Below are 19,796 nucleotides of genomic sequence, written 5' to 3'. Positions count from 1 at the left end.
CTGCGTAATCAGAACCGAGGCGCGCCAGCGGTGCATGCTGTACCTAGCACCTGCTGCGCCCGCCTGGTAGTGAGCGTGTCGTGTTATTAGCCGCACTTGGGCACGGTTGGAAGCTGCTTGCTGCGACAGTGCACGATCGATGCGCGGCATTGCGCAGCCAATGTCATCCAGGGTTGCGCTCGTGGGTGCCGCAAGCGTCTGCGTCAGTGCTTCACAGCCAGCCTTTCTGCCGCGCAAGGCGATACGCTTCGATACGATTGGCAACGCCCAGCTTGCCGATGCATTCGGACAGGTAGTTGCGCACCGTGCCGTGCGACAACTGCAGCTGCTGCGCGATCTCGCTGGCCGAGCGGCCTTCGCCAGCCAACCGCAACACGGTGCGCTCGCGTTCGCTCAAGGGGTCGGCTTCCACCCACGCGTCCACTGCCAGTTGTGGGTCGATCACTCGCCCGCCGCGTTGCACCTGACGCAGCGCGCTGACCAGTTGTTCGGCCGGCGCGTCCTTGAGCAGATACGCAGCGACACCGGCGTCCAGCGCGCGACGCAAAAATCCGGGGCGGGCAAAGGTGGTGACGATCATCACCCGCACCGGCAGCGCCTGGCGCTGGATGCGCTGGGCCAGTTCCAGGCCGGTCAACCCGGGCATTTCGATATCGGTGATCAATACATCCGGTTGCAAGCGTTGCAGTTCGCGCCAGGCACTTTCGCCATCGCCTGCGCTGCCGACCACCTCGATATCATCTTCCAGTCCAAGCAAGGCGACCAATGCGCCACGCAGCAGCGCCTGGTCTTCGGCCAACAACACCCGGATCATCGCGCGCGCTCGTATGCAGACAATGGTGGCGCACGATAGCAGCGGTGGCACCTGCCGTGCATTGAGTGAGGTGCAGTCGGCGCAGGTGCAATCAACGCGACTGCGGCACCAGCGGCACCGGCAATGGCGGCAGTGCCGGTGCCAGCGTGGGGCGCGGCAACGGCACGCTGGCGCGCAGGTGCATGCCGCGCGGCAGTGCTTCCACCTCCAGCGCGCCACCCAGTCCATGCAGGCGCGTGCGCATGCCGTCCAGGCCATTGCCGGGCACGATCACACCGCCGCGCCCGTCGTCGCTGATGTCCAGCACCGCCTGCTCGCCTTGCGCGCGCAGGCTCACGCACACACGTCTGGCTTGCGCATGCCGTTGCACATTGGTGGCCGCTTCGCGCACCACCAGGGCCAGGGCGGTCTCATGTTCGGGCGGCAATGCCAGCGTCTCCAATTGGTGTTCCAGCACGATGCCGTCCATCTCCAGCAACACACGTGCCGATGCCAGCTCGGCCACCAGCCCGGCGGCGCGGATGCCGGTGACCGCACGCCGAACCTGCGCCAAGGCATCGCGCGAAATCTGCGCCACGGCATCGATCTCGCTGCGCGCGGCCTGCGGGTCGCGTTCGATCAGGCGCGCGGCCAGATCGGACTTGAGCGCCACCAACGACAAGGTGTGGCCGAGCAGATCGTGCAGGTCGCGCCCGATGCGCTCGCGCTCGGCGGTGGCGGCCAATCGACGTACTTCGTCCTGCGACAGCCTCAGCAACGCGTCCTTGCGTTCGTTGATGCTGTAGACAGCCCCAACCGCAGCCATGCCCAGCACCGACACCGGCAGCCACACCAGCGACTGCAGGCGCATCCCCAGCCAGTGCGCCCAGCCCAGGTACAGCGCGTTCATCACCACCAGCATCGCGAAGTGTCGCCACACCGCATGCCGCGTGGACGGGCGCAGGCTCAGGCAGGCGAACACGAAATAGCTGATGCCCGAGGGATACACCGGCAGCAACGCGGCACTGAGCACACCCATCGCCCAGGCATAGCGATACAGGGTGCCGCGCGGCGCCAGCAACATGCGCGCGTACAGCAGCAGGAACACCGGGTACGACAGCAGCGTGCACAGCAGCCAGGTGCTGTCGTACCCGCGCGAGGAAAACACCGGCACCACGAACACCCAGCTCGACCACAGCAGGTGCACGCCATCCATCCACGGCGACTGGCCTTGCGCCAGCCGTGCTGCAACCTGCGAATTGGCGGCGGGGCGAAGCCAGCCGGGAAGCCATAAGCGCATCTGGATGGGTCTCTGTGAGTGATCGGATTCTGCCACTGCCGGGCCCGCCGCGTGAGGCGACGCAGCTGGCCGCTGCGGGCGAGCGGTCTCATGCATCTGCAGCGCCCGATTGTGTAGGTACGTGGCAATCCCTTGAAACAGCGAGCGGCACGCACAGGCAGTGCAGGTGGACGCAGAGCATGGCGATTCCGGCAGTCGTGACGATGGCGCAGCGTGGCCCAGCACTAAGAGCGCGGCCAGTCGCCGCTGTCATGGCGTGCAGGTGACAGCTGTCACTGGTGGCCGACGCCGCCGTGGTCGCATGCTGCGCAGCACCTTGCAGTAGCGTTGATCGCACGACCGTTCGTCGCCGCAGCTGTGTTGGTGACTTCCGGCAGCTTGCGGCGCCGCCTGCGGCCCGTCACATTTTGCGCAGCATCCCGTCCTGGTCATCGATGAATACTTCCGCCGATCTACTCAAGCAACTCCGCATCGACCGCCAGCGTCCTGCCGCCCCTGAGCCTGCACGGCGCGGTGGCTGGATCATCGCCGCCGTTGTCATCGTGATCCTGTTGGCGGCCGCCGCTTGGTGGTTCACCCGCCGCCCGGTGGCGAAGGTGCAGACCGCACCGGTGGTGGCGATCAGCGCCGGCAGCAGCAGCGCCTCGGTGCTGGATGCGTCGGGCTACGTGGTGGCGCGGCGCATGGCCACGGTGTCGGCGCAGGTCACCGGTAAGGTGCGCGAGGTGATGATCGAAGAAGGCATGCGTGTCGAACAAGGCCAGGTGATGGCCACGCTCGACCCGCTGGATGCCGAAGCGCAGCGCACGCTGTCCGCATCGCAACTGTCGGCCGCACGCAGCCAGGTCGACAACATGCAGGCGCAACTGGCGGTGGCCAATGCCGATGCCACGCGGCTGCAATCGCTGGTCGGTGCGCAACTGGTCTCACGCTCGCAGTACGAACAGGCCACCGCACAGCGCGATGCCTTGCGTGCACAGTTGCAAAACGCGCAACGCAATGTGCGCGTGGCCTCCGACCAGCTGGCAATCTCGGCGATCCGCTCGGACTTCAACGTGGTCCGTGCACCGTTTGCCGGCGTGGTGACCGCCAAGGCTGCGCAGCCCGGCGAAATCGTCTCGCCGTTGTCGGCCGGCGGCGGCTTCACCCGCACCGGCATCGGCACCATCGTGGATATGGAATCGCTGGAGATTGAGGTGGAAGTCGGCGAGTCCTACATCGGCCGCGTGCAGCCGAAGATGCCGGTGGAAGCGGTGCTCAACGCCTACCCGGAATGGAAGATTCCCGGCGAGGTGATCGCCATCATTCCCACCGCCGACCGCGGCAAGGCCACGGTAAAAGTGCGCGTGGCGTTCAAGGTCAAGGACCCGCGCATCGTGCCGGAGATGGGCGTGCGGGTGAGCTTTCTCGAACAGGCCAAACCGCAGCAAGCCAGCAAGCCGCAGGGCGTACGCGTGCCGGCGGCCGCGCTGGTCGAACGCGACACGCGCACGGTGGCGTTCGTGGTGGGCGAGCGCAACACCGTCAGCGCGCAGACGGTCACTCCCGGCATGGTGATGGGCGAGGACCGCCAGGTGGTATCCGGTTTGAGTGCAGGCGACAGCGTGGTGCTGGATCCACCGCAGAGCCTGAAAGACGGCGATACGGTGGCGGAAGCAGAACCGGACGCTGCCGAGTAACGGCACGACCACTGCGGTAAAACGTGGGTAGCGACGCCGCTCAGGGGAGCGCGGCGCCCACCTCGGCAGCCAGTTGTATATGCACGTTGCTGCGCATGGATAGCTGCGGATGAACAAGCGCGGTAAACACGCACCAAAGAACGCGATGTTGATCTTGATCCACATCGAACCTCGTTATCGGTCATTGCAGAAATAAAACGCTCGGGCATCGCCGCCAGGCGCAATCGAGCGCTTCGCCCGGCACTCGCGTCTTTGATCGCAAGGCGTTGCGCTGCGCTACAACGCCACAGTCATCGCATCTTCGCCGTGCCGCCTCACGCAATCGCAGTCGCCATGCCGCACCGCTCTCAACCTCTTCCCATTGCACCGCCAGGAGTCGCCATGACCGCTCTCGTCAGCTTGCGCAACATCACCAAGACCTACCAACGCGGCCCCGAGCAGGTGCAGGTGTTGCACGGCATCGACCTGGACATTGCCAACGGCGACTTCGTCGCATTGATGGGTCCGTCCGGTTCGGGCAAGACCACCTTGCTCAATCTGATCGGCGGCCTGGACAGCCCCAGCGGCGGCGAGATCGAGATTCAAGGCGAGCGCATCGATCGCATGAGTGGCGGCCAGCTCGCGACCTGGCGCAGTCACCATGTCGGCTTCGTGTTCCAGTTCTACAACCTGATGCCGATGCTCACCGCGCAGAAGAACGTGGAGCTGCCCTTGCTCCTCACCTCGCTCAACGCTGCGCAACGCAAACGCAATGCGGAAATCGCACTGACCCTGGTCGGCCTGCAGGAACGCCGCACCCACAAACCCAGCGAGTTATCCGGCGGCCAGCAGCAGCGCGTGGCGATTGCGCGCGCGATCGTGTCAGACCCCACTTTTTTGATCTGCGACGAACCAACCGGCGATCTGGATCGCCACAACGCCGAAGAAATCCTGCGCCTGCTGCAGGAACTCAATCGCGAACACGGCAAGACCATCGTGATGGTCACCCACGACCCCAAGGCCGCCGAATACGCCACCCATACCATCCATCTGGACAAGGGCGAGCTGGCCGACGCGCCACTTGTGCTCTAAAGGAGTGATGCCATGAAGTATCTCTCGTTGGTCTGGGCGCAGTTGTTCCGCAGCAAGACCCGCACCTTGTTGACGCTGTTGTCGGTGGTGGCGGCATTCTTGTTGTTCGGCATGCTCGATTCGGTGCGCGTGGCCTTCACCTCCGGCGGCAACGTCAGCGGTGTGGACCGGCTGGTGGTCGCTTCGCGTTTGTCGATCACCCAATCGCTGCCGATCAGCCTGGAATCGCAGATCCGCAGCGTGCCGGGCGTGCGCGATGTGACCTCGGCGATGTGGTTCGGCGGTATCTATCGCGACCCGAAGAACTTCTTCCCCAACTTCTCGGTGGCGCCCAACTTCTTCGACGTCTACAGCGAATACGAGCTGCCCAAGGACCAGCTCAAGGCTTTCCAGACCACGCGCACCGGTGCCATCGTCGGCGAGAGCCTGGCCAAGGCCAATGGCTGGAAGATCGGCGACACCATCCCGTTGCAGGCCACCATCTTTCCGCGCGGTGGTAGCAACGATTGGCCGCTGCAACTGGTCGGCATCTTTCGCATGAAGGACCGCACGGTGGCGGCCAATCAGGAACGCCAGTTGATGATGAACTGGAAATACTTCGACGAGTCCAACGACTACATCAAGAGCAAGGTCAGCTGGTACACGGTGACGCTGCGCAATGCCGACCAGGCCTCGCGCGTGGCGCAGGCGATCGATGCGTTGTCGGCCAACTCCGATCACGAAACCAAGTCGCAGACCGAATCGGCCTTCCAGCAGGCCTTCCTCAAACAGTTCGCCGATATCGGGTTGATCGTCACTTCGATCATGGCGGCGGTGTTTTTCACCTTGTTGCTGCTGACCGGCAACACCATGGCCCAAGCGGTGCGCGAGCGCATTCCGGAATTGGCCACGCTCAAGACGCTGGGTTTTCAGGACCGCACCGTGTTGAGTCTGGTGATGGTCGAATCGGTGCTGTTGATCGGGCTGGGCGGGTTGATCGGCATGGGCCTGGCAGCGTTGGTGATCCCGATGGTGGCCGCACGCAGCGGCGGGGTGATGCCGGTGCAGAGCGTGCCGCTGCAGACCTGGTTGGTCGGGCTGGGGCTGATGGCCGGCATCGGCATCGTGGTGGGTGTGCTGCCGGCGTTACGCGCGCAGCGCTTGAAGATCGTCGATGCCCTCGCCGGCCGCTGACAGGAGCATGCACATGCAAACCAAATGGAAGAACCGTCTCGTCAATCTGGTGTCGGTCGTGTTGCTGGCCGTCGGGCTGGGCGTGTGGATCGCGCTGCCGTGGATCGGCGTGCTGGTGCTCGCCGTCGTGCTGGCGGTGTGGCTGGTGGCCACACGCAGCGGCCGGCTGTCGTTGGCCGCCGCGCGTATCGGCATCGCTACCTTGCCGCAACGCTGGGGTGCCAGCTCGGTGATCGTGGTCGGCATTGCCGGCGTGGTCGGCGTGCTGGTGGCGATGCTGGCGATGGGTCAGGGCTTCCAGGCCACGCTCAACAACACCGGCGACGACACCACTGCCATTGTGTTGCGCGGCGGCTCGCAGGCGGAAACCAACTCGGTGATCACCCGCAACCTGGTGCCGCTGATCAGCAGCCTGCCCGGCATCGCCGCCGACGCCAACGGCCGCCCGCTGTTGTCGCCGGAACTCTCGCAGGTGGTCAACATCGCCTCCAAATCCGACGGCACCGACGTCAACGCGCAAGTGCGTGGCGTGGGCGAACAGGCCTGGGCGGTGCACGACAAGGTCAAGCTCGTGCAGGGCCGGCGCTTCACCACCGGCCTGCGCGAGATCGTGGTCGGCAAGGGCGCGTTGAATCAGTTCCGCGGGCTGGAACTGGGCAAGACGCTCACCCTCGGCAGCCAGCAATGGACCGTGGTCGGCGTGTTCGCCTCCGGCGATGCGCACGACTCGGAGCTGTGGACCGATGCGCAGACGCTGGCCACCACCTACAACCGCAGCGCCTATCAGTCGATCAGCGTCCGCACTGCGGGCAAGGCTGGATTTAGCCAGTTCAAGACCGCCATGGCCGCCGACCCGCGGCTCAAGCTGGATGTGGAAACGACCCGCGCGTACTACGGCAAACAAGGCGGCGGCTTGAACAAGTTGATCAGCATCCTGGGCACGGTGATCGGCGCGATCATGGCGGTGGGCGCGGTGTTCGGCGCGCTCAACACCATGTATGCGGCGGTGGCCACGCGGGCGCGCGAGATCGCCACCATGCGTGCGATCGGTTTTCGCGGCACGCCGGTGATCATGGCGCTGATGCTGGAAACCATGTTGCTGGCGCTGCTGGGCGGCCTGCTCGGTGGCCTGATCGCCTGGGCGGTGTTCAACGGCTATAGCGTGTCCACGCTGGGCAACAACTTCAGCCAGATCGTGTTCCAGTTCAAGGTCTCGCCGGAGCTGTTGTGGAGCGGGCTGAAATGGGCGCTGGGCATTGGCCTGGTCGGCGGGCTGTTCCCGGCGTTGCGCGCGGCGCGGTTGCCGATTACCACGGCGTTGCGTGAGGTGTAAGGCGGGCTGTTGGCCCGTCGGGAATGGGGAATCGGGAGTGGGGAATCGTTGCAGCCGAGGCAGCTGAGCGCGGGTGCCGCGGCTGAACACATTGCAGGCTGTCATCGTTTTGTCACTGCAATGCGGTAGATGCGCGGGCCGGGCAGGCCGTAGCCTGCTCGGCCGTTTCATCCATCGATCTCTCGTCATGATGCGCCTGATTCTGCTGGCCTGCGCCTGCCTGTGGCTGGCCGGTTGTTCATCGTCCTCGACCTCGCTCAGTGAGCGCCTGGTAGCGCCCGGTGGCGTATCGCCGTTGCTGGACGAGGAGCGCATCGCCGCCACCATCGCCACGGTGCCCAACCGCAGCGGGCATGTGGTGACGCGCGATCAGGTACCGATCTTCTGGCGCGCCATCGATCCCGGCCAGTACGCCATGCACTACCGCTATCTCGGCCAGCGCAACGATCCGGCGCATGTGCTGGATGTCGATTTCAGCTTCAAGGTTCCCACCGCCACCCCGCCGACGCCGCGCGGTACCGTGGTGCTGCTGCACGGCTGGATGATGGATGGCGATTCGCTGCTGCCATGGTCGCTGGAATTGGCGCAGGCCGGCTACCGGGTGATCACCATCGACCTGCGCAATCACGGCCATTCCGGCGGTGGCCCATCCGGTTACGGCACACGCGAATCCGATGACGTGATCGATGTGCTCGATGCGCTGCAGCCGCGCGGCGAAATCCGCGGCCCGCTGTATCTGTTCGGCATTTCGTATGGCGCTGCCACCGCGCTGTTCACCGCCGACAAACTTGGGCCGCGCGTCGCCGGTGTGGTGGCAATGGAATCCTTCGCCAATGCCGGGCGTGGCATCCGCGACATGGTGCCGCACCTGCTCACCAGCCAACCGAACGGCTGGCGCGGGCAGGCGGTGGCCGCCTATGCACGTTGGCGCTATGCCGACCAGAATATCGATGCGGTGATCGCTGCCGCCGACAGCCAACTCAAGCTGGATCTGGACCACGTCGATGTCGCGCACGCACTGGCCGACACCCGCAGCTGCGTGCTGCTGTTGCATGGCGATGCCGATCAGCACATCCCGGTCGCACACGGGCGTACGCTGGCGCTGGCCAGCCCGCGCGCGCACTACGTCGAATTGCCCGGCGAAAACCATCTGAGCCTGCCGCTGCGGCTGGACCTGCTCGGCGGGCCCATCGATCAATGGCTGGCGCAAACGCAACAGGACCCGAGCCACTGTCCCGCACCACAGGCATTGCCGACCTCCACGCTCGCGGTGGCGACACCGGCAGTGGCGCCGCGCGGCTGAGAGCAGCCGACAAAACGTCGCGCGCGGTCCTCAATGGGAGCGGACCGCACGCTCCTGACCGGCGTTTACAAATGACATGCCGATGTCGAGCAGCGACTGCGCCCGCACGGCGCTGAGCGCAGTGGTCTGGCAGTCACCTGCATCCAGACGGGAGCCGTACAACGGCAGGCTGCCGGAGCGCGCACGACCGATGCTTAGGGAACCACCACAACCGGCCGCCGCGAACGCCACACGCTGTCGCCAACGAACAACAGCAGCCCCACCCAGATCGCCGCAAACCCGATCGCGCGCCCCTGATCGAACGGCTCGTGGAAGAACCACACGCCCAGCAGCAGCTGCAGGCTCGGCCCGATGTATTGCAGGATGCCCACCAGCGACAGCGGAATCCGCCGCACGCCATACGCAAACCCGATCAGCGGCACCGCCGTCACCACGCCGCCGAAGATCAGCAGCAGATCGGTCCGCAACTCCCAGCCGCTCAGGAAGGCGCCGCCATGGCCCTGCTCGCCCCATGCTGCCAGCAGCAACGCCGGTACGAACAGATACACGCTTTCCACACCCAGCCCGGCCACCGGATCCACCGCCACCAACTTGCGCAGCAAGCCGTAGGCACCGAACGAAAACGCCAGCCCTAAGGCGATCCACGGCGGCGCACCGGCATCGACGGTCAACCACAGCACGCCGAGTGTGGCGCACACCACCGCCACCCATTGAATGCGCTGCAGGCGTTCCTTGAGCACCAGCACGCCCAGCAACACGCTCAGCAGCGGATTGATGAAGTAGCCCAGGCTGGCTTCGATCACATGCCCGGCGTTGATCGCCCAGATATACAGGCCCCAGTTGAATGCAATCGCCACGCTGCTGCCGGCCAGCATCCACAACGCGCGTGGCTGCGCGGCGATGGCGCGCCACCAACGCAGGCCCGATGTCGCCAGCAACCACGCCACCACCAGCACCGTGCTCCAGACGATGCGGTGCGCAATGATCTGCAGCGACGGCACCGCCTTGAGCATATGCCAGTACAGCGGCACCAGGCCCCAGATCACAAAGGTCGATGCGGTGATCAACAGCCCGCGACGCGCCTCGATCGGCGAGACCGCACTCATCGCCGCGCCTTGGCCAAGGTCACCACCAATACGCCGGCCAGAATCACCGCCATCGCACCGATATCGTGCGCGCTGAAACGCTCATGCCCGAGCCAGGCGCCCAACCCCACTGCAATCACCGGATTGACGTAGGCGTAGCTGCCGGCCAACGCCGGGCGCACATGATGCAGCAGCCACACGTAGGCGGTGAACGCCACGATCGAGCCGAACACGCACAGGTACGCCACCGCCAGCAGCCCCTGCGGTGTCGGCAAGCTGTGGGGACGCTCGCCAATCAGCAGGCCGACGCTCACCAACAGCACGCCGCCGCACAGCATCTGCCCGGCGGCAGTCATGAACGGCGAGGGCAGATCGCGCCCGCGCGACCACACCGAGCCGAACGCCCAGCCGATCGGTGCGATCAGCAACAACACCAATCCGCCAGGCGTCGCGGTCAGGCTGCTACCGGCGTTGAGCCAGACCACACCGAGGAAGCCGATCACGATGCCCAGCCATTCGCCACGGCTGGCATGCTGCCCACGCAACGCGCCGAACAGCGCCATCCACAGCGGCACCGATGCCACCGACGTGGCGGCCAGGCCGGACGACACGCTGCGCTCGGCCAAGACCACCATGCCGTTGCCCAGCAGCAACAAGGCCGCGCCCATCAAGGCCACGTTCTTCCATTGCGCACGCGTCGGCGCGGCCACACCGCGCCAGCGCAGTACCGCATACAGCACCGTGCCGGCCACGATGAAGCGCGTGCCCGACACCATGGTCAACGGCAACGCGCCACCTTCCAGCGCAAACCGGATCGCCAGATAGGTCGAGCCCCAGACCACGTAGACCAGCAACAACGCGAGAGCGACCAACCCGCTGCGCGCAGGCGCGGCAGCGTCGTGAGAGGAAGACATCGGAACAGGGCCAAGTGCAGCGGAAGCTTCAATTCTAGAGCACATGCCCAAGCCGACACCGCACACAGCCAGCAGCCGCCTATCGCGGTATGGTGCGAGCCAATCCGCATCCGAGAGTGCACATGCAGCTTCGCCTTCCCTGGCTGGCCCTGGCGGCCCTGACCACGCTTTCCACCACGGCATCGGCACGCGCACCCGAGCCCTGGGAACTCAGCGGGCGCAAGTTGATCGAGGCCGGGCTGGACGGATCGCTGGCGCCGGAAATCGACGCGCCAGCGCAGCTCGAATTCAAGGTTCTGGTCTCGGCCAGCCGCGCCGGCGCCTATCTGCTCGGCGTCGCCAGCGCCAGTTACCGCAAGCAGTGGTGCATGCCGGCAGGCAAGGCAGGCACACCGGATCTGCAGGCGATCATCGCCGATATCGGCGCGCTGCCCGACGCGCGCCAGGACCAAGCAGCGCCTGACTTGATCGTCCAGGCGCTGGCCAAACGCTATCCCTGCGGCAGCGCGCGCGCCAAGGCTGCGGCGGGCAACGCGCAGCGCAATCCTGGCAAGCCTTAGCGCGGCTAATAAACGACTGCGCGCAGCGCCAGGCGGGCGCGGCCGGTGCTCGGTGCGGCGTGTACCACTCGTACACTCCGGTTCTGAGCGCGCCCTCGGCACCCACCTGACGACTGCTCGCTACGGCTTGTTAGCCGCTCTTAGAGCAGGTCCATCGGCAACCATTAATACCTGAGCGTTGACCACAGCGCCGGGCAGTCGAATGTCGCCCGGTTGGTCGAGGGCACGATGCCCTCATCACTGCGCGCTTACTTGCGCGCTGCATCGCTCTTGTCACGGATCGCCTTGAACTCGGAGCCGTCCTGCCAGCTCGGCCACTGCCGGCCATTGGCCAGCGCCACGCCCACGTCGTAGACCAGCATGGTGTCGGCCGCATGGCCGCTGGCATCCCACTGCGGGGTCCAGCGATCGCAGGGCTGGTGATAGCACTCGGCAAAGTATTTATCGCGCAGCGCCTTGCCGGCCGCCACACCGCCTTCGAGCATGTCCAGACCGGGGCCTGCAGTAATCGCCGGCACACCCATGCGTGCGAATGCGAAATGGTCGGCGCGGTAGAAGAAACCCGCTTCCAGATTCGGATCCGGCGAATAGCTGCGCCCGCGCGCCTTGGCGGCCTGCTCCAATTCGCCTTCGAGCGAGACGCGTCCACGTCCCCACGAGGCGATATCGCGGGTGAGGCCATCCGGGCTGAACATCTCCATGTTGAGCACCGCCACGGTCTTGTCCAACGGCGCCAGCGGATGCGCGGCGTAATAGTTGGCGCCGAGCAGGCCCTTTTCTTCTGCCGTCAATGCGATGAAGTACAGCGTGCGCTGCGGCTGGGGGCCAGCCGCGAACACGCGCGCCAGTTCCAGCACGCTGGCCACGCCGGTGGCGTTGTCCACTGCGCCACGACGCACGGTGTCGCCGCCGGCATCGGCCTTGCCCACACCGAAGGCATCCCAGTGCGCGGAGAAGATCACCGTCTCGTCCGGATGCTGGCTGCCGGTGAGCTTGGCCACCACGTTATGCGTGACCACGCGCTCGCGCTTGAGCTTGAAGTCCACTGACAGCTTGGCATCGCCCAACAGGATCGGCGCGAAATCGCGCTGCTGAGCACGCTGCTTGGCCTGCGCAAAATCCAGCCCGGCGCGCTGGAACAGCGACGCCGCCAACGCCTGCTGCATCCATCCGCGCACCGGCACATGCTGCGCCTTCGCATCGGCATCGCTGCGTTCGATATCGAACAACGGCGACAGGCCGGAACTCTGCACCGTCGCCCAGCCGTACGCAGCCGGCGCGGTCTCGTGCACGATCAACACGCCGGCAGCGCCGCGGCGCGCGGCTTCTTCGTACTTGTAGGTCCAGCGGCCGTAATAAGTCACCGCCTTGCCGTCGAATGCGCCAGGCTGCGGTGCTTCGAAGTCGGCATCGTTGATCAGCACCACCGCGATCTTGCCGCGCAGATCCACGCCCTTGTAGTCGTCCCACTGCCGCTCCGGCGCGCTGATGCCGTAGCCGACGAACACCAGCGGTGCATTCTTCAAGGCCACTGCATCCAGCGGGCGCAGACTCTGCAAGGTCACATCGGTGCCATTGACCAGGGTCTGGGTCTTGCAGCCGACACGCAGGCTGGCGCGCACCGGGCCATCCACCTGCGCGCGTACCAACGGTACTGCCTGGGTCCAACCGCCCTGCTCGCCGCCCGGCTGCAGGCCTGCCGTCTTGAACTGCTCGACCAGGTAATCCACGGTGCGCTGCTCACCGGCACTGGCCGGCGCGCGCCCTTCGAATTCGTCCGATGCCAGCAGGCGCACATGCCGCGATAACGCCTCGGCATCGATGCCGCCGCCGGGCAGATCGTTGGCGGCCTGCGCCACGCCTCCCACAAACAGGCAGGCGGACAACAACAGGATGCGCATCGGATTCACGGCGTGGCCTTGCAACAGATAGATGACACACAGTTTACAAGCGTACGGCCGACACCGGAGCGCTAGGACACGAGAATGCATTCGATCGCATGGAATGCATGCCTTGCTAAAGCGCGGGAAGCGTTTTTTCATTGAAGCCAGCGCGCAGGCAGCGTTATCGAGAATGTCTCATTGCGCCAGACGCCGATGAAACAGATCACACACATCATTTTTCCCACGGTGCGGATGCGTCGTGGGCAGAGCGGCTGAGCTGCGGCTTGGCTGCAGGGCCCTTGCCCGCCCACCATCGCGGGACACGCTGCAAGTACGTCCATGTAAGCTCTTCTGCGGCATCCATGCCGCATAAGGTCCCGCGACGGCGGGCGGGCAAGGGCCCGTCGAGATGGTCAGTGCGCATGGTTGCAAGCAACGCATGACGTGTGTTGTCGGATAACGCCGCAGCGATCAGCTTCGCAACGCAATACGCAACGCGATCACAGGCAGGCTTTCACCCAACCACCGACCAACTTTAAGGTGCGGTGTCCTCACCGCTTGCGGGACCGTGTGGCGGCATGGATGCCGCCACCGAGCCTACATGGACGTACTTGCGGCGTGTCCCGCGAGCGGTGAGGGCATCGCGCCCTCGACCAGCCAAGTTTCGGTGCATGGTTGCGAGCAGTGCGCGTTGCGCTGCGGTCTGATCGGCTCTTTTCGATGCGAGCAACGTCACTGCCATTCCCGACATCACTCCACTTGTCAGCCAAGGCGAGTGCGGCCAACACGTTGCCGCCACCGATACAGCGTTCAAGCGATTTTGTCAGCCGCTCCAAGCGCGCTAACTCGTCCGCGTTGCGCGATCCAGCCAGCACGCCAATCCCTGCGCGTTGAGTTCGATATCGGTGGCCAGCAGCTGCGCCACGCTCGCATCGTCTAGGCGACAATCGTGCAGGCGGGCGCGCTCCAGATACAGCTCACTCAGCGCCGCCACCATGCAGCGATGGCGGTCCGCACGCTGTGCGCAGCTCAGTGCAATGGCGGTCATCGCATGGATCTGCTCGATCAGCGCCTGCGCCAATGGCTCCGGCGATGTGACACGTCCGTAATGGGTCAGATACATCGCGGCCGGCGCGGTCTCCATCAGCCGCGCGATGGAGTGCAGCATCGCTTCCGGCTCGAACTGCACCGGCGAAGAGGTCGGCAGGATGAAAGCGCCTTGTGCGCTATCGAGCTGGCGATACGACAAGCCGAACGTGTCGCCAGTGAACCAACTGCAGCTGCGCGCATCCCACACGCACAGATGATGCCGTGCGTGCCCGGGCGTCTCGATCGTGCGCAGCGTACGCTCGCCCAGCATCACGGTCTGCCCATCGGCTGCTTCCACCACCCGCTCGGCGGGCACCGGCACGATGGCGCCATAACTGCGCGCCATTTCCGCCTCGCCATACACGGCGGTGGCACCGGCAATCAGCCGGGTGGGATCGATCATGTGCGGCGCGCCGCGCGGATGCACCAGCACGCGCGCATTGGGCAGCTGCTGCAGCAAGGCACCCGCGCCGCCAGCGTGATCCAGATGCACATGGGTCAGGATCAACCACTCCACCTGCGCAGGCGTCAGCCCGGCGGAGTGCAACGCAGCCAGCATGTGCGGCACCGATAGCGAAGTGCCGCAATCGACAAAGGCGCCACGTTGCGCCTCGACGATCAGGTACGCCGCATCGAACTGCGCACCGCCAAAGCCGGTATCGATGGTCTGGATGCTGGAATCGGCTATCGCTGTCATTCCCACACCATGCTTGCCCAGGAAACCGCAGTGTAGGCGCAAGGGCTTTGCGCTGGCTGTGTTCGCAGTTCCAGGCAGCGATGCATCAGTCGCCTGGACAGCGCTGCCGTCAGGCTGCGCTTATCGGAATTCGACATCGCACGGCCAGGCGATCACCTCGTACCGTCAGCCGTCAGCCGCGATGCATTGCTGCGCGCCGATCACCCCTCGCGCAACACACGCATCGCCGCAAGAATCACCCCCGCATCCACCTGCGCATGCACGCCCGGCAATTGCAGATCACTGGCCTGCTCGGCCTGTTTCAAGCGTGCAATCAACTGACCCGCATCGCGTGGCGAGGCGAAGCCCTCGCTCTGCAACAGCAACGCACCGGCGCCATCGTTCAACTTGAAGTAGAACTGCCCGTCGCTCTCGCGATATTGCTTGAACACCGGCGGTGCGACTTTTTCGTCTGCAGCAACCACAGTCGTCGCGGCCTGACTGGACAGATCGCGCAGGCCCACTGCAGCGCGCAACTCGGCCAGGAACGGGGTGGCATAGCGCGCGCGCAGACGTGCGCCACCGGCGCGCAGAATCGCCTCGATCTTCGCCGGCTCGGCCATCAGCGCCTCATAGCGCGTGCGCAGCGGCGCAATTTCCTGGTCGATCCGCTCGAACAGCTGCTGCTTGGCATCGCCCCAACCGATGCCATCGGCAAAGACCTGCGCAAATGCAGCCGTTTCCTGCGGCGTGGCGAAGGCCTGATACAACTGGAACAGGGCAGAACCCTGCGTGTCCTTGGCTTCGCCGGGCGCGCGCGAATCGGTGAGGATGGAGAACACCAGCTTGCGCAGTTCCTCGCGCGGGGCGAACAGCGGAATCGTATTGCCGTAACTCTTGCTCATCTTGCGGCCGTCCAGGCCTGGCAACGTGGAGACCTGCTCGTCGATCACCGCCTCGGGCAAGGTGAAGAAGTCGCGGCCATATACATGATTGAAGCGCTGGGCGAAATCGCGCGCCATCTCGATATGCTGGATCTGGTCGCGCCCCACCGGCACCTTGTGCGCGTTGAAGATCAGGATGTCCGCCGCCATCAGCACCGGGTACATGAACAAGCCGGCGCTCACGCCCGCGTCCTCGTCCTCGCCCTCGGCGCGGTTCTTGTCCACCGCCGCCTTGTAGGCATGCGCGCGGTTGAGGATGCCCTTGCCGGCTACGCAGGTGAGCAGCCATAGCAGCTCGGTGGTCTCCGGCACATCGGACTGGCGATAGAACCACACCGTTTCCGGGTCCAGCCCGCAGGCCAGCCAGCTGGCAGCGATTTCCAGTGTGGAGCGCTGCGTACGCGCCGGGTCCTGCGCCTTGATCAAGCTGTGCAGGTCAGCCAGGAAATAGAAGCTCTCCGCATCGGCGCCGGCGCTGGCCTGGATCGCCGGGCGGATCGCACCGACGTAATTGCCCAGGTGCGGGGTGCCGGAGGTGGTGATGCCGGTAAGAACGCGAGTGGTCATCTGCATGAAGGCCAGGAAGTCAGCGCACAAGTTTAGCGGTTCCGTGCACCGGGCATGGACGCGCCGGTTTTGCATGCGTTATTCCTGGCCGCAGACGCAAAACGGGCCGCATCAGGCGGCCCGTCGTGTGCAGGTGTCGCTCACTTCATCGCGTGAGCGACCTTGCGGATGGCTCAGGTGTCGTCGCGCAGCGACTTTTCGAAGGCGCGCACTTCAGTCTGGGCGCGATCGCGATCCCAACCGTAGCGCTCCTGAAGCTTGCCCTGCAGATACTCGGCGTTGCCTTCGGCGATCTTGAAATCGTCGTCGGTCAGGTCGCCCCACTTGGCCTGCGCCTTGCCTTTGAGCTGGGTCCACTTACCGGAAATGATGTCAGTGTTCATGCGTTGACTCCGCTTGATGCGGCCGCGATTGACCGTGACGTCAGGTTGCCGATGGACGCGTTCGCTGCAGATCAAAAGCTGTCAAACCCGGACTCACCGCACTGAATGGTCGCTTACGCGTGCGGTGCACGCGGCGTATGTCGATCTACGCAAAACTGGCGCGTCGAACGCAGCAGTTTCCGAAAACATGGGCAAAAAAAACGGGCCTTGCGGCCCGTTTTTTTCTAAGCATGCAGCGCTAGATCACTTGCGCGCAGCGTCTTCCACTTTCTCGCCAGCGCCCTGCACGTCCTTGCCGGCACCTGCGACGGTGTTGCAACCCGCCAGCATACCGACCGAAAACACCGACAGCACCAGCAGCATAATTGCACGCTTCATAACAAACTCCTTCGTGGGTAAACGGCGACGTGCCGCAGATCAATCAATTCGAACAACAAGATCAAACAAAACCTGGAATCAGCACTTACCGTCGCTGCAATTATCGGCCTTCTTTTCGACCTTCTCACCTGCGCCCTGCATGTCCTTGCCGGCGCCGGCCATGGTGTTGCAGCCAGTCATCACGCCAGCCGAAAACAGGCCTAGCACCATCAGTGTCAGCAGTCGCTTCATCGGTCTTCCTCAGTTCTGCATTCGGTGCCAACGCACCGCGCTTGGCGCCAAATCTGACTGCGTGGCCGTGGATTTGATGTGAACGTGGCGTGCCGCGTTCAGCAATCGATCAATCTCGCATCAGCGTGGACTTGCCGAACAGGCTCTCCACCAGATCCACCGCCAGCTCGGCGGTCGCGTTGCGGTTGTCCAGCACCGGATTGAGTTCGACGATGTCCAGCGACCCCATACGCCCGGTGTCGGCAATCATCTCCATCACCAGCTGCGCCTCGCGGTAGTTGGGACCACCAGGCACGGTGGTGCCCACGCCCGGCGCGATGCTGGGGTCGAGGAAGTCCACATCGAAGCTCACGTGCAGATGGGTGTCCGCGCTCATGTCTGCCAGCGCGGCCTCCATGGTGCGCTTCATACCGGCCTCGTCGATGTAGCGCATGTCGTAGACATCGATGCGGTGCTGCTTGATCAGGCGTTTCTCCTCCGGGTCCACCGAGCGGATGCCGATCTGCCGCACCTGCTCGGGCAGCAGGGCCGGTGCGCTGCCGCCCAGATGGGTCAGCGCCTGCGGGCCCAGCCCGCACAGGCAGGCCACCGGCATGCCGTGCACGTTGCCCGATGGCGTCACCTCGCTGGTATTGAAGTCCGAATGCGCATCCAGCCATAGCACCCGCAACGGGCGCCCCTGTTCGCGGCAGTACTTGGCCACCGCCGTGATCGAACCGATGCCCAGGCAGTGGTCGCCGCCGAGCATGATCGGCATGCGCCCGGCGCATAGTTCAGCGTAGCTGGCGTCCATCAGCGCCTGGTTCCAGGCCACCACTTCGTCCAGATGCCGGTAGCCTGCCTGCGGGGCCAGCCAGGGATTGCGCGGGCCATTCAGATTGCCCAGGTCGCGCACCTCCACACCGCGGCCGATCAAGGCCTCCTGCAAGCCGGCGATGCGCAGCGCCTCCGGCCCCATCCGCGCGCCACGGTGGCCGGCACCGATGTCGGTGGGAACGCCAATCAGGGAAACCGGCAGGTACTGCGTCGCCATGCATTGCTCCAGCATCGAGAAAGCGCTGAAGTCTAGTCGCCGGCCCGCGCACTGACGCGCGGCAGCGCAGCACGGCGCACGGCCTGCGTCACCAATCACGCAATCGCATCTGCCACTGCAGCAATCCGAACAGCGGCCGATACCCCGTAGCGGGCAATCGTCGGGCGGGTGTGGATGGCATGCGCAGAGGCTGCGGTGTCAGCGTGATCCATCTCGGCCGGAGCACTACCGAACACCAGCCGCGTTCGCTTGTCAGCTGCGTAAAGGTGTTGATTGCTACTTGAAGTGACGTGGTTGGGCAGTTTGTGGCGCATCGGTGCTTTGCGGAATGCGCCTGCCTGACCGCACAGTTAGACCATGGCTGAAGATGCCGATGCCACTGTTCGCCCGCCAACGCGGGACCTCAGTGCCATCGACAGGTTTTTTCATCGCGCAGCGCGTTTTGTACAGGGGAGAAGTTCATGCCGCATAACGCCGTCAACCAGGTCGTCAAGGCTGCCGTGGGCGAGGTCGCGCGGGCGTCGCATCAGTACGACCTGCAGCGCATCGGCCGCGAGTTCGCGCAGACCATCGAGCGTGAGCCGGGCATCCGTTTGTTGATGCTGTCCACTGCCGACGGGCGCGCCATTACCGAGCAATCCAGTCTGGATGTCGACGGTCGCCGTCTGGCGGCGATGGCCAATTCGTTTCTGACCCTGGGCGAGACCCTGGCGCGCGAATCCAGCCTGAGCGAAGCCGATTACGCCACCGTCAGCACCCGTGGCGGCCAGCTGGTGCTGATCCGCATTCGCGCCGACAAACCGCTGACGCTCACGGCAATTGGCGGCCCGCAGATCAATGCCGCCGCACTGTTGTTCAACGCACGCGACTGCGCCGGCCGTCTGGCCAAGGCCATGGCGCAACCAGCGACCTGAGGCTTGGCATTGTTCGTGCTTGCCTTTCGCGCACTCATTACTCACCGCTTGTAAGGACGTCCCGTGGCACAACTCAATCTGGAACACCTGCATTCAATCGCCGGTTTCGTCGGCGCCGCGCTGGTCGATAGCGACAGCGGCATGGCACTGGGCATGACCGGCGGCACCGATCTCAATCTGGAACTGGCCGCCGCCGGCAATACCGAAGTGGTGCGCGCCAAACGTCGCATCGCCGAGCAGCTCGGTCTGAACGACACCATCGAAGACATCCTGATCACCCTGGCCCGCCAGTACCACCTGCTGCGTCCGCTGGAGAGCAACGGCACGCTGTTCTTGTATGTGGTGCTGGACCGCGCCAAGGCCAATCTGGCGATGGCCCGTCACGAGCTCAAGGCGTTCGAAAAGACCCTCGACTTCGGTTGATGCCAACTGGCGGCGCACGCGCGTCGCCTGCCCGGCCTGCCGGTCTGCACCGGCAGGCGTCGCA

Annotated in this window: 19 protein-coding genes and 1 other RNA gene; 9 read left to right on the top strand and 11 right to left on the bottom strand. The window is 64.9% G+C overall.

Going from position 1 to position 19,796, the window contains the following annotated elements; translation table 11 throughout:
- Positions 1-211: 211 nt before the first annotated feature.
- Positions 212-814, bottom strand: coding sequence for a response regulator transcription factor (locus FFY45_RS05855; protein WP_074056481.1), 603 nt, complete (start codon positions 812-814; stop codon positions 212-214).
- Positions 815-905: 91 nt separating this feature from the next.
- On the bottom strand, positions 906-2,093 hold the full coding sequence (locus tag FFY45_RS05850) for a sensor histidine kinase (protein WP_176339728.1): 1,188 nt from the start codon (positions 2,091-2,093) through the stop codon (positions 906-908).
- Positions 2,094-2,527: 434 nt separating this feature from the next.
- Between FFY45_RS05850 and FFY45_RS05845 the strand changes: the two genes are divergently transcribed.
- The 5 genes from FFY45_RS05845 to FFY45_RS05825 all read left to right on the top strand — a co-directional run bounded on the left by FFY45_RS05845 (position 2,528) and on the right by FFY45_RS05825 (position 8,652).
- Positions 2,528-3,772, top strand: coding sequence for an efflux RND transporter periplasmic adaptor subunit (locus tag FFY45_RS05845; protein ID WP_176339727.1), 1,245 nt, complete (start codon positions 2,528-2,530; stop codon positions 3,770-3,772).
- 381 nt (positions 3,773-4,153) lie between these two features.
- A complete protein-coding gene (locus FFY45_RS05840) occupies positions 4,154-4,843 on the top strand; it encodes an ABC transporter ATP-binding protein (protein ID WP_006448816.1) in 690 nt (229 codons plus the stop codon).
- Positions 4,844-4,855: 12 nt separating this feature from the next.
- A complete protein-coding gene (locus tag FFY45_RS05835) occupies positions 4,856-6,016 on the top strand; it encodes an ABC transporter permease (protein WP_006448815.1) in 1,161 nt (386 codons plus the stop codon).
- 7 nt (positions 6,017-6,023) lie between these two features.
- Positions 6,024-7,349, top strand: a complete 1,326-nt coding sequence (locus FFY45_RS05830) for an ABC transporter permease (protein WP_374728771.1) — start codon at positions 6,024-6,026, stop codon at positions 7,347-7,349.
- 187 nt (positions 7,350-7,536) lie between these two features.
- Positions 7,537-8,652, top strand: coding sequence for an alpha/beta fold hydrolase (locus FFY45_RS05825; protein ID WP_176339726.1), 1,116 nt, complete (start codon positions 7,537-7,539; stop codon positions 8,650-8,652).
- A 194-nt stretch (positions 8,653-8,846) separates the two neighbouring features.
- On the opposite strand, the gene rarD is transcribed toward FFY45_RS05825, so the two are convergent.
- Both rarD and yedA read right to left on the bottom strand, forming a co-directional pair.
- Positions 8,847-9,758, bottom strand: coding sequence for an EamA family transporter RarD (gene rarD, locus FFY45_RS05820; protein ID WP_176339725.1), 912 nt, complete (start codon positions 9,756-9,758; stop codon positions 8,847-8,849).
- A complete protein-coding gene (gene yedA / locus FFY45_RS05815) occupies positions 9,755-10,696 on the bottom strand; it encodes a drug/metabolite exporter YedA (protein WP_176339724.1) in 942 nt (313 codons plus the stop codon). Before yedA ends, rarD begins: the two co-directional genes overlap by 4 nt.
- Before the next feature lie 44 nt (positions 10,697-10,740).
- Between yedA and FFY45_RS05810 the strand changes: the two genes are divergently transcribed.
- Both FFY45_RS05810 and FFY45_RS05805 read left to right on the top strand, forming a co-directional pair.
- Positions 10,741-11,211, top strand: coding sequence for a Rap1a/Tai family immunity protein (locus FFY45_RS05810; RefSeq protein WP_176339723.1), 471 nt, complete (start codon positions 10,741-10,743; stop codon positions 11,209-11,211).
- Between the two features lie 59 nt (positions 11,212-11,270).
- Positions 11,271-11,347, top strand: a non-coding RNA gene (locus tag FFY45_RS05805) — sX9 sRNA.
- 112 nt (positions 11,348-11,459) lie between these two features.
- Here FFY45_RS05805 and FFY45_RS05800 read toward each other — a convergent pair.
- From FFY45_RS05800 to rocF, 7 genes are all read right to left on the bottom strand, one after another.
- Positions 11,460-13,112, bottom strand: a complete 1,653-nt coding sequence (locus FFY45_RS05800; RefSeq protein WP_439333513.1) for a M28 family metallopeptidase — start codon at positions 13,110-13,112, stop codon at positions 11,460-11,462.
- Positions 13,113-13,935: 823 nt separating this feature from the next.
- Positions 13,936-14,880 carry an MBL fold metallo-hydrolase gene (locus FFY45_RS05795; RefSeq protein ID WP_176339722.1) on the bottom strand — a complete coding sequence of 315 codons (945 nt, stop codon included), beginning with the start codon at positions 14,878-14,880 and terminating at the stop codon, positions 13,936-13,938.
- Between the two features lie 200 nt (positions 14,881-15,080).
- Positions 15,081-16,370 carry a tryptophan--tRNA ligase gene (locus FFY45_RS05790; protein ID WP_176339721.1) on the bottom strand — a complete coding sequence of 430 codons (1,290 nt, stop codon included), beginning with the start codon at positions 16,368-16,370 and terminating at the stop codon, positions 15,081-15,083.
- 173 nt (positions 16,371-16,543) lie between these two features.
- Positions 16,544-16,753: a CsbD family protein gene (locus FFY45_RS05785; RefSeq protein ID WP_006451342.1), complete on the bottom strand. Its 210-nt coding sequence runs from the start codon at positions 16,751-16,753 to the stop codon at positions 16,544-16,546.
- A 243-nt stretch (positions 16,754-16,996) separates the two neighbouring features.
- A complete protein-coding gene (locus tag FFY45_RS05780) occupies positions 16,997-17,131 on the bottom strand; it encodes an entericidin A/B family lipoprotein (protein ID WP_006451341.1) in 135 nt (44 codons plus the stop codon).
- A 78-nt stretch (positions 17,132-17,209) separates the two neighbouring features.
- On the bottom strand, positions 17,210-17,362 hold the full coding sequence (locus FFY45_RS05775; RefSeq protein ID WP_006451340.1) for an entericidin A/B family lipoprotein: 153 nt from the start codon (positions 17,360-17,362) through the stop codon (positions 17,210-17,212).
- 109 nt (positions 17,363-17,471) lie between these two features.
- Positions 17,472-18,395, bottom strand: a complete 924-nt coding sequence (gene rocF, locus FFY45_RS05770) for an arginase (protein WP_176339720.1) — start codon at positions 18,393-18,395, stop codon at positions 17,472-17,474.
- A gap of 461 nt (positions 18,396-18,856) precedes the next feature.
- Between rocF and FFY45_RS05765 the strand changes: the two genes are divergently transcribed.
- Positions 18,857-19,309: a roadblock/LC7 domain-containing protein gene (locus tag FFY45_RS05765; RefSeq protein WP_104551767.1), complete on the top strand. Its 453-nt coding sequence runs from the start codon at positions 18,857-18,859 to the stop codon at positions 19,307-19,309.
- 63 nt (positions 19,310-19,372) lie between these two features.
- Entirely contained in the window at positions 19,373-19,732 is a 360-nt protein-coding gene (locus FFY45_RS05760; protein WP_006452081.1) for a roadblock/LC7 domain-containing protein, read from the top strand.
- Positions 19,733-19,796 lie beyond the last annotated feature (64 nt).

The organism is Xanthomonas hortorum (genome assembly GCF_011305375.1).
Taxonomy (GTDB): Bacteria; Pseudomonadota; Gammaproteobacteria; order Xanthomonadales; family Xanthomonadaceae; genus Xanthomonas; species Xanthomonas hortorum_E.
The sequence above is the reverse complement of the archived record's forward strand: the minus strand, read 5'-3'. Positions and strand labels throughout refer to the sequence as shown.

What these genes read in the sequence shown, in the direction of transcription:
- FFY45_RS05855 (WP_074056481.1), bottom strand. Translation starts at nt 814, where the DNA reads ATGATCCGGGTGTTGTTGGCCGAAGACCAGGCGCTGCTGCGTGGCGCA.
- FFY45_RS05850 (WP_176339728.1), bottom strand. Translation starts at nt 2,093, where the DNA reads ATGCGCTTATGGCTTCCCGGCTGGCTTCGCCCCGCCGCCAATTCGCAG.
- FFY45_RS05845 (WP_176339727.1), top strand. Translation starts at nt 2,528, where the DNA reads ATGAATACTTCCGCCGATCTACTCAAGCAACTCCGCATCGACCGCCAG.
- FFY45_RS05840 (WP_006448816.1), top strand. Translation starts at nt 4,154, where the DNA reads ATGACCGCTCTCGTCAGCTTGCGCAACATCACCAAGACCTACCAACGC.
- FFY45_RS05835 (WP_006448815.1), top strand. Translation starts at nt 4,856, where the DNA reads ATGAAGTATCTCTCGTTGGTCTGGGCGCAGTTGTTCCGCAGCAAGACC.
- FFY45_RS05830 (WP_374728771.1), top strand. Translation starts at nt 6,024, where the DNA reads ATGCACATGCAAACCAAATGGAAGAACCGTCTCGTCAATCTGGTGTCG.
- FFY45_RS05825 (WP_176339726.1), top strand. Translation starts at nt 7,537, where the DNA reads ATGATGCGCCTGATTCTGCTGGCCTGCGCCTGCCTGTGGCTGGCCGGT.
- rarD (WP_176339725.1), bottom strand. Translation starts at nt 9,758, where the DNA reads ATGAGTGCGGTCTCGCCGATCGAGGCGCGTCGCGGGCTGTTGATCACC.
- yedA (WP_176339724.1), bottom strand. Translation starts at nt 10,696, where the DNA reads ATGTGCTCTAGAATTGAAGCTTCCGCTGCACTTGGCCCTGTTCCGATG.
- FFY45_RS05810 (WP_176339723.1), top strand. Translation starts at nt 10,741, where the DNA reads ATGGTGCGAGCCAATCCGCATCCGAGAGTGCACATGCAGCTTCGCCTT.
- FFY45_RS05800 (WP_439333513.1), bottom strand. Translation starts at nt 13,112, where the DNA reads ATGCGCATCCTGTTGTTGTCCGCCTGCCTGTTTGTGGGAGGCGTGGCG.
- FFY45_RS05795 (WP_176339722.1), bottom strand. Translation starts at nt 14,880, where the DNA reads ATGACAGCGATAGCCGATTCCAGCATCCAGACCATCGATACCGGCTTT.
- FFY45_RS05790 (WP_176339721.1), bottom strand. Translation starts at nt 16,370, where the DNA reads ATGACCACTCGCGTTCTTACCGGCATCACCACCTCCGGCACCCCGCAC.
- FFY45_RS05785 (WP_006451342.1), bottom strand. Translation starts at nt 16,753, where the DNA reads ATGAACACTGACATCATTTCCGGTAAGTGGACCCAGCTCAAAGGCAAG.
- FFY45_RS05780 (WP_006451341.1), bottom strand. Translation starts at nt 17,131, where the DNA reads ATGAAGCGTGCAATTATGCTGCTGGTGCTGTCGGTGTTTTCGGTCGGT.
- FFY45_RS05775 (WP_006451340.1), bottom strand. Translation starts at nt 17,362, where the DNA reads ATGAAGCGACTGCTGACACTGATGGTGCTAGGCCTGTTTTCGGCTGGC.
- rocF (WP_176339720.1), bottom strand. Translation starts at nt 18,395, where the DNA reads ATGGCGACGCAGTACCTGCCGGTTTCCCTGATTGGCGTTCCCACCGAC.
- FFY45_RS05765 (WP_104551767.1), top strand. Translation starts at nt 18,857, where the DNA reads ATGCCGCATAACGCCGTCAACCAGGTCGTCAAGGCTGCCGTGGGCGAG.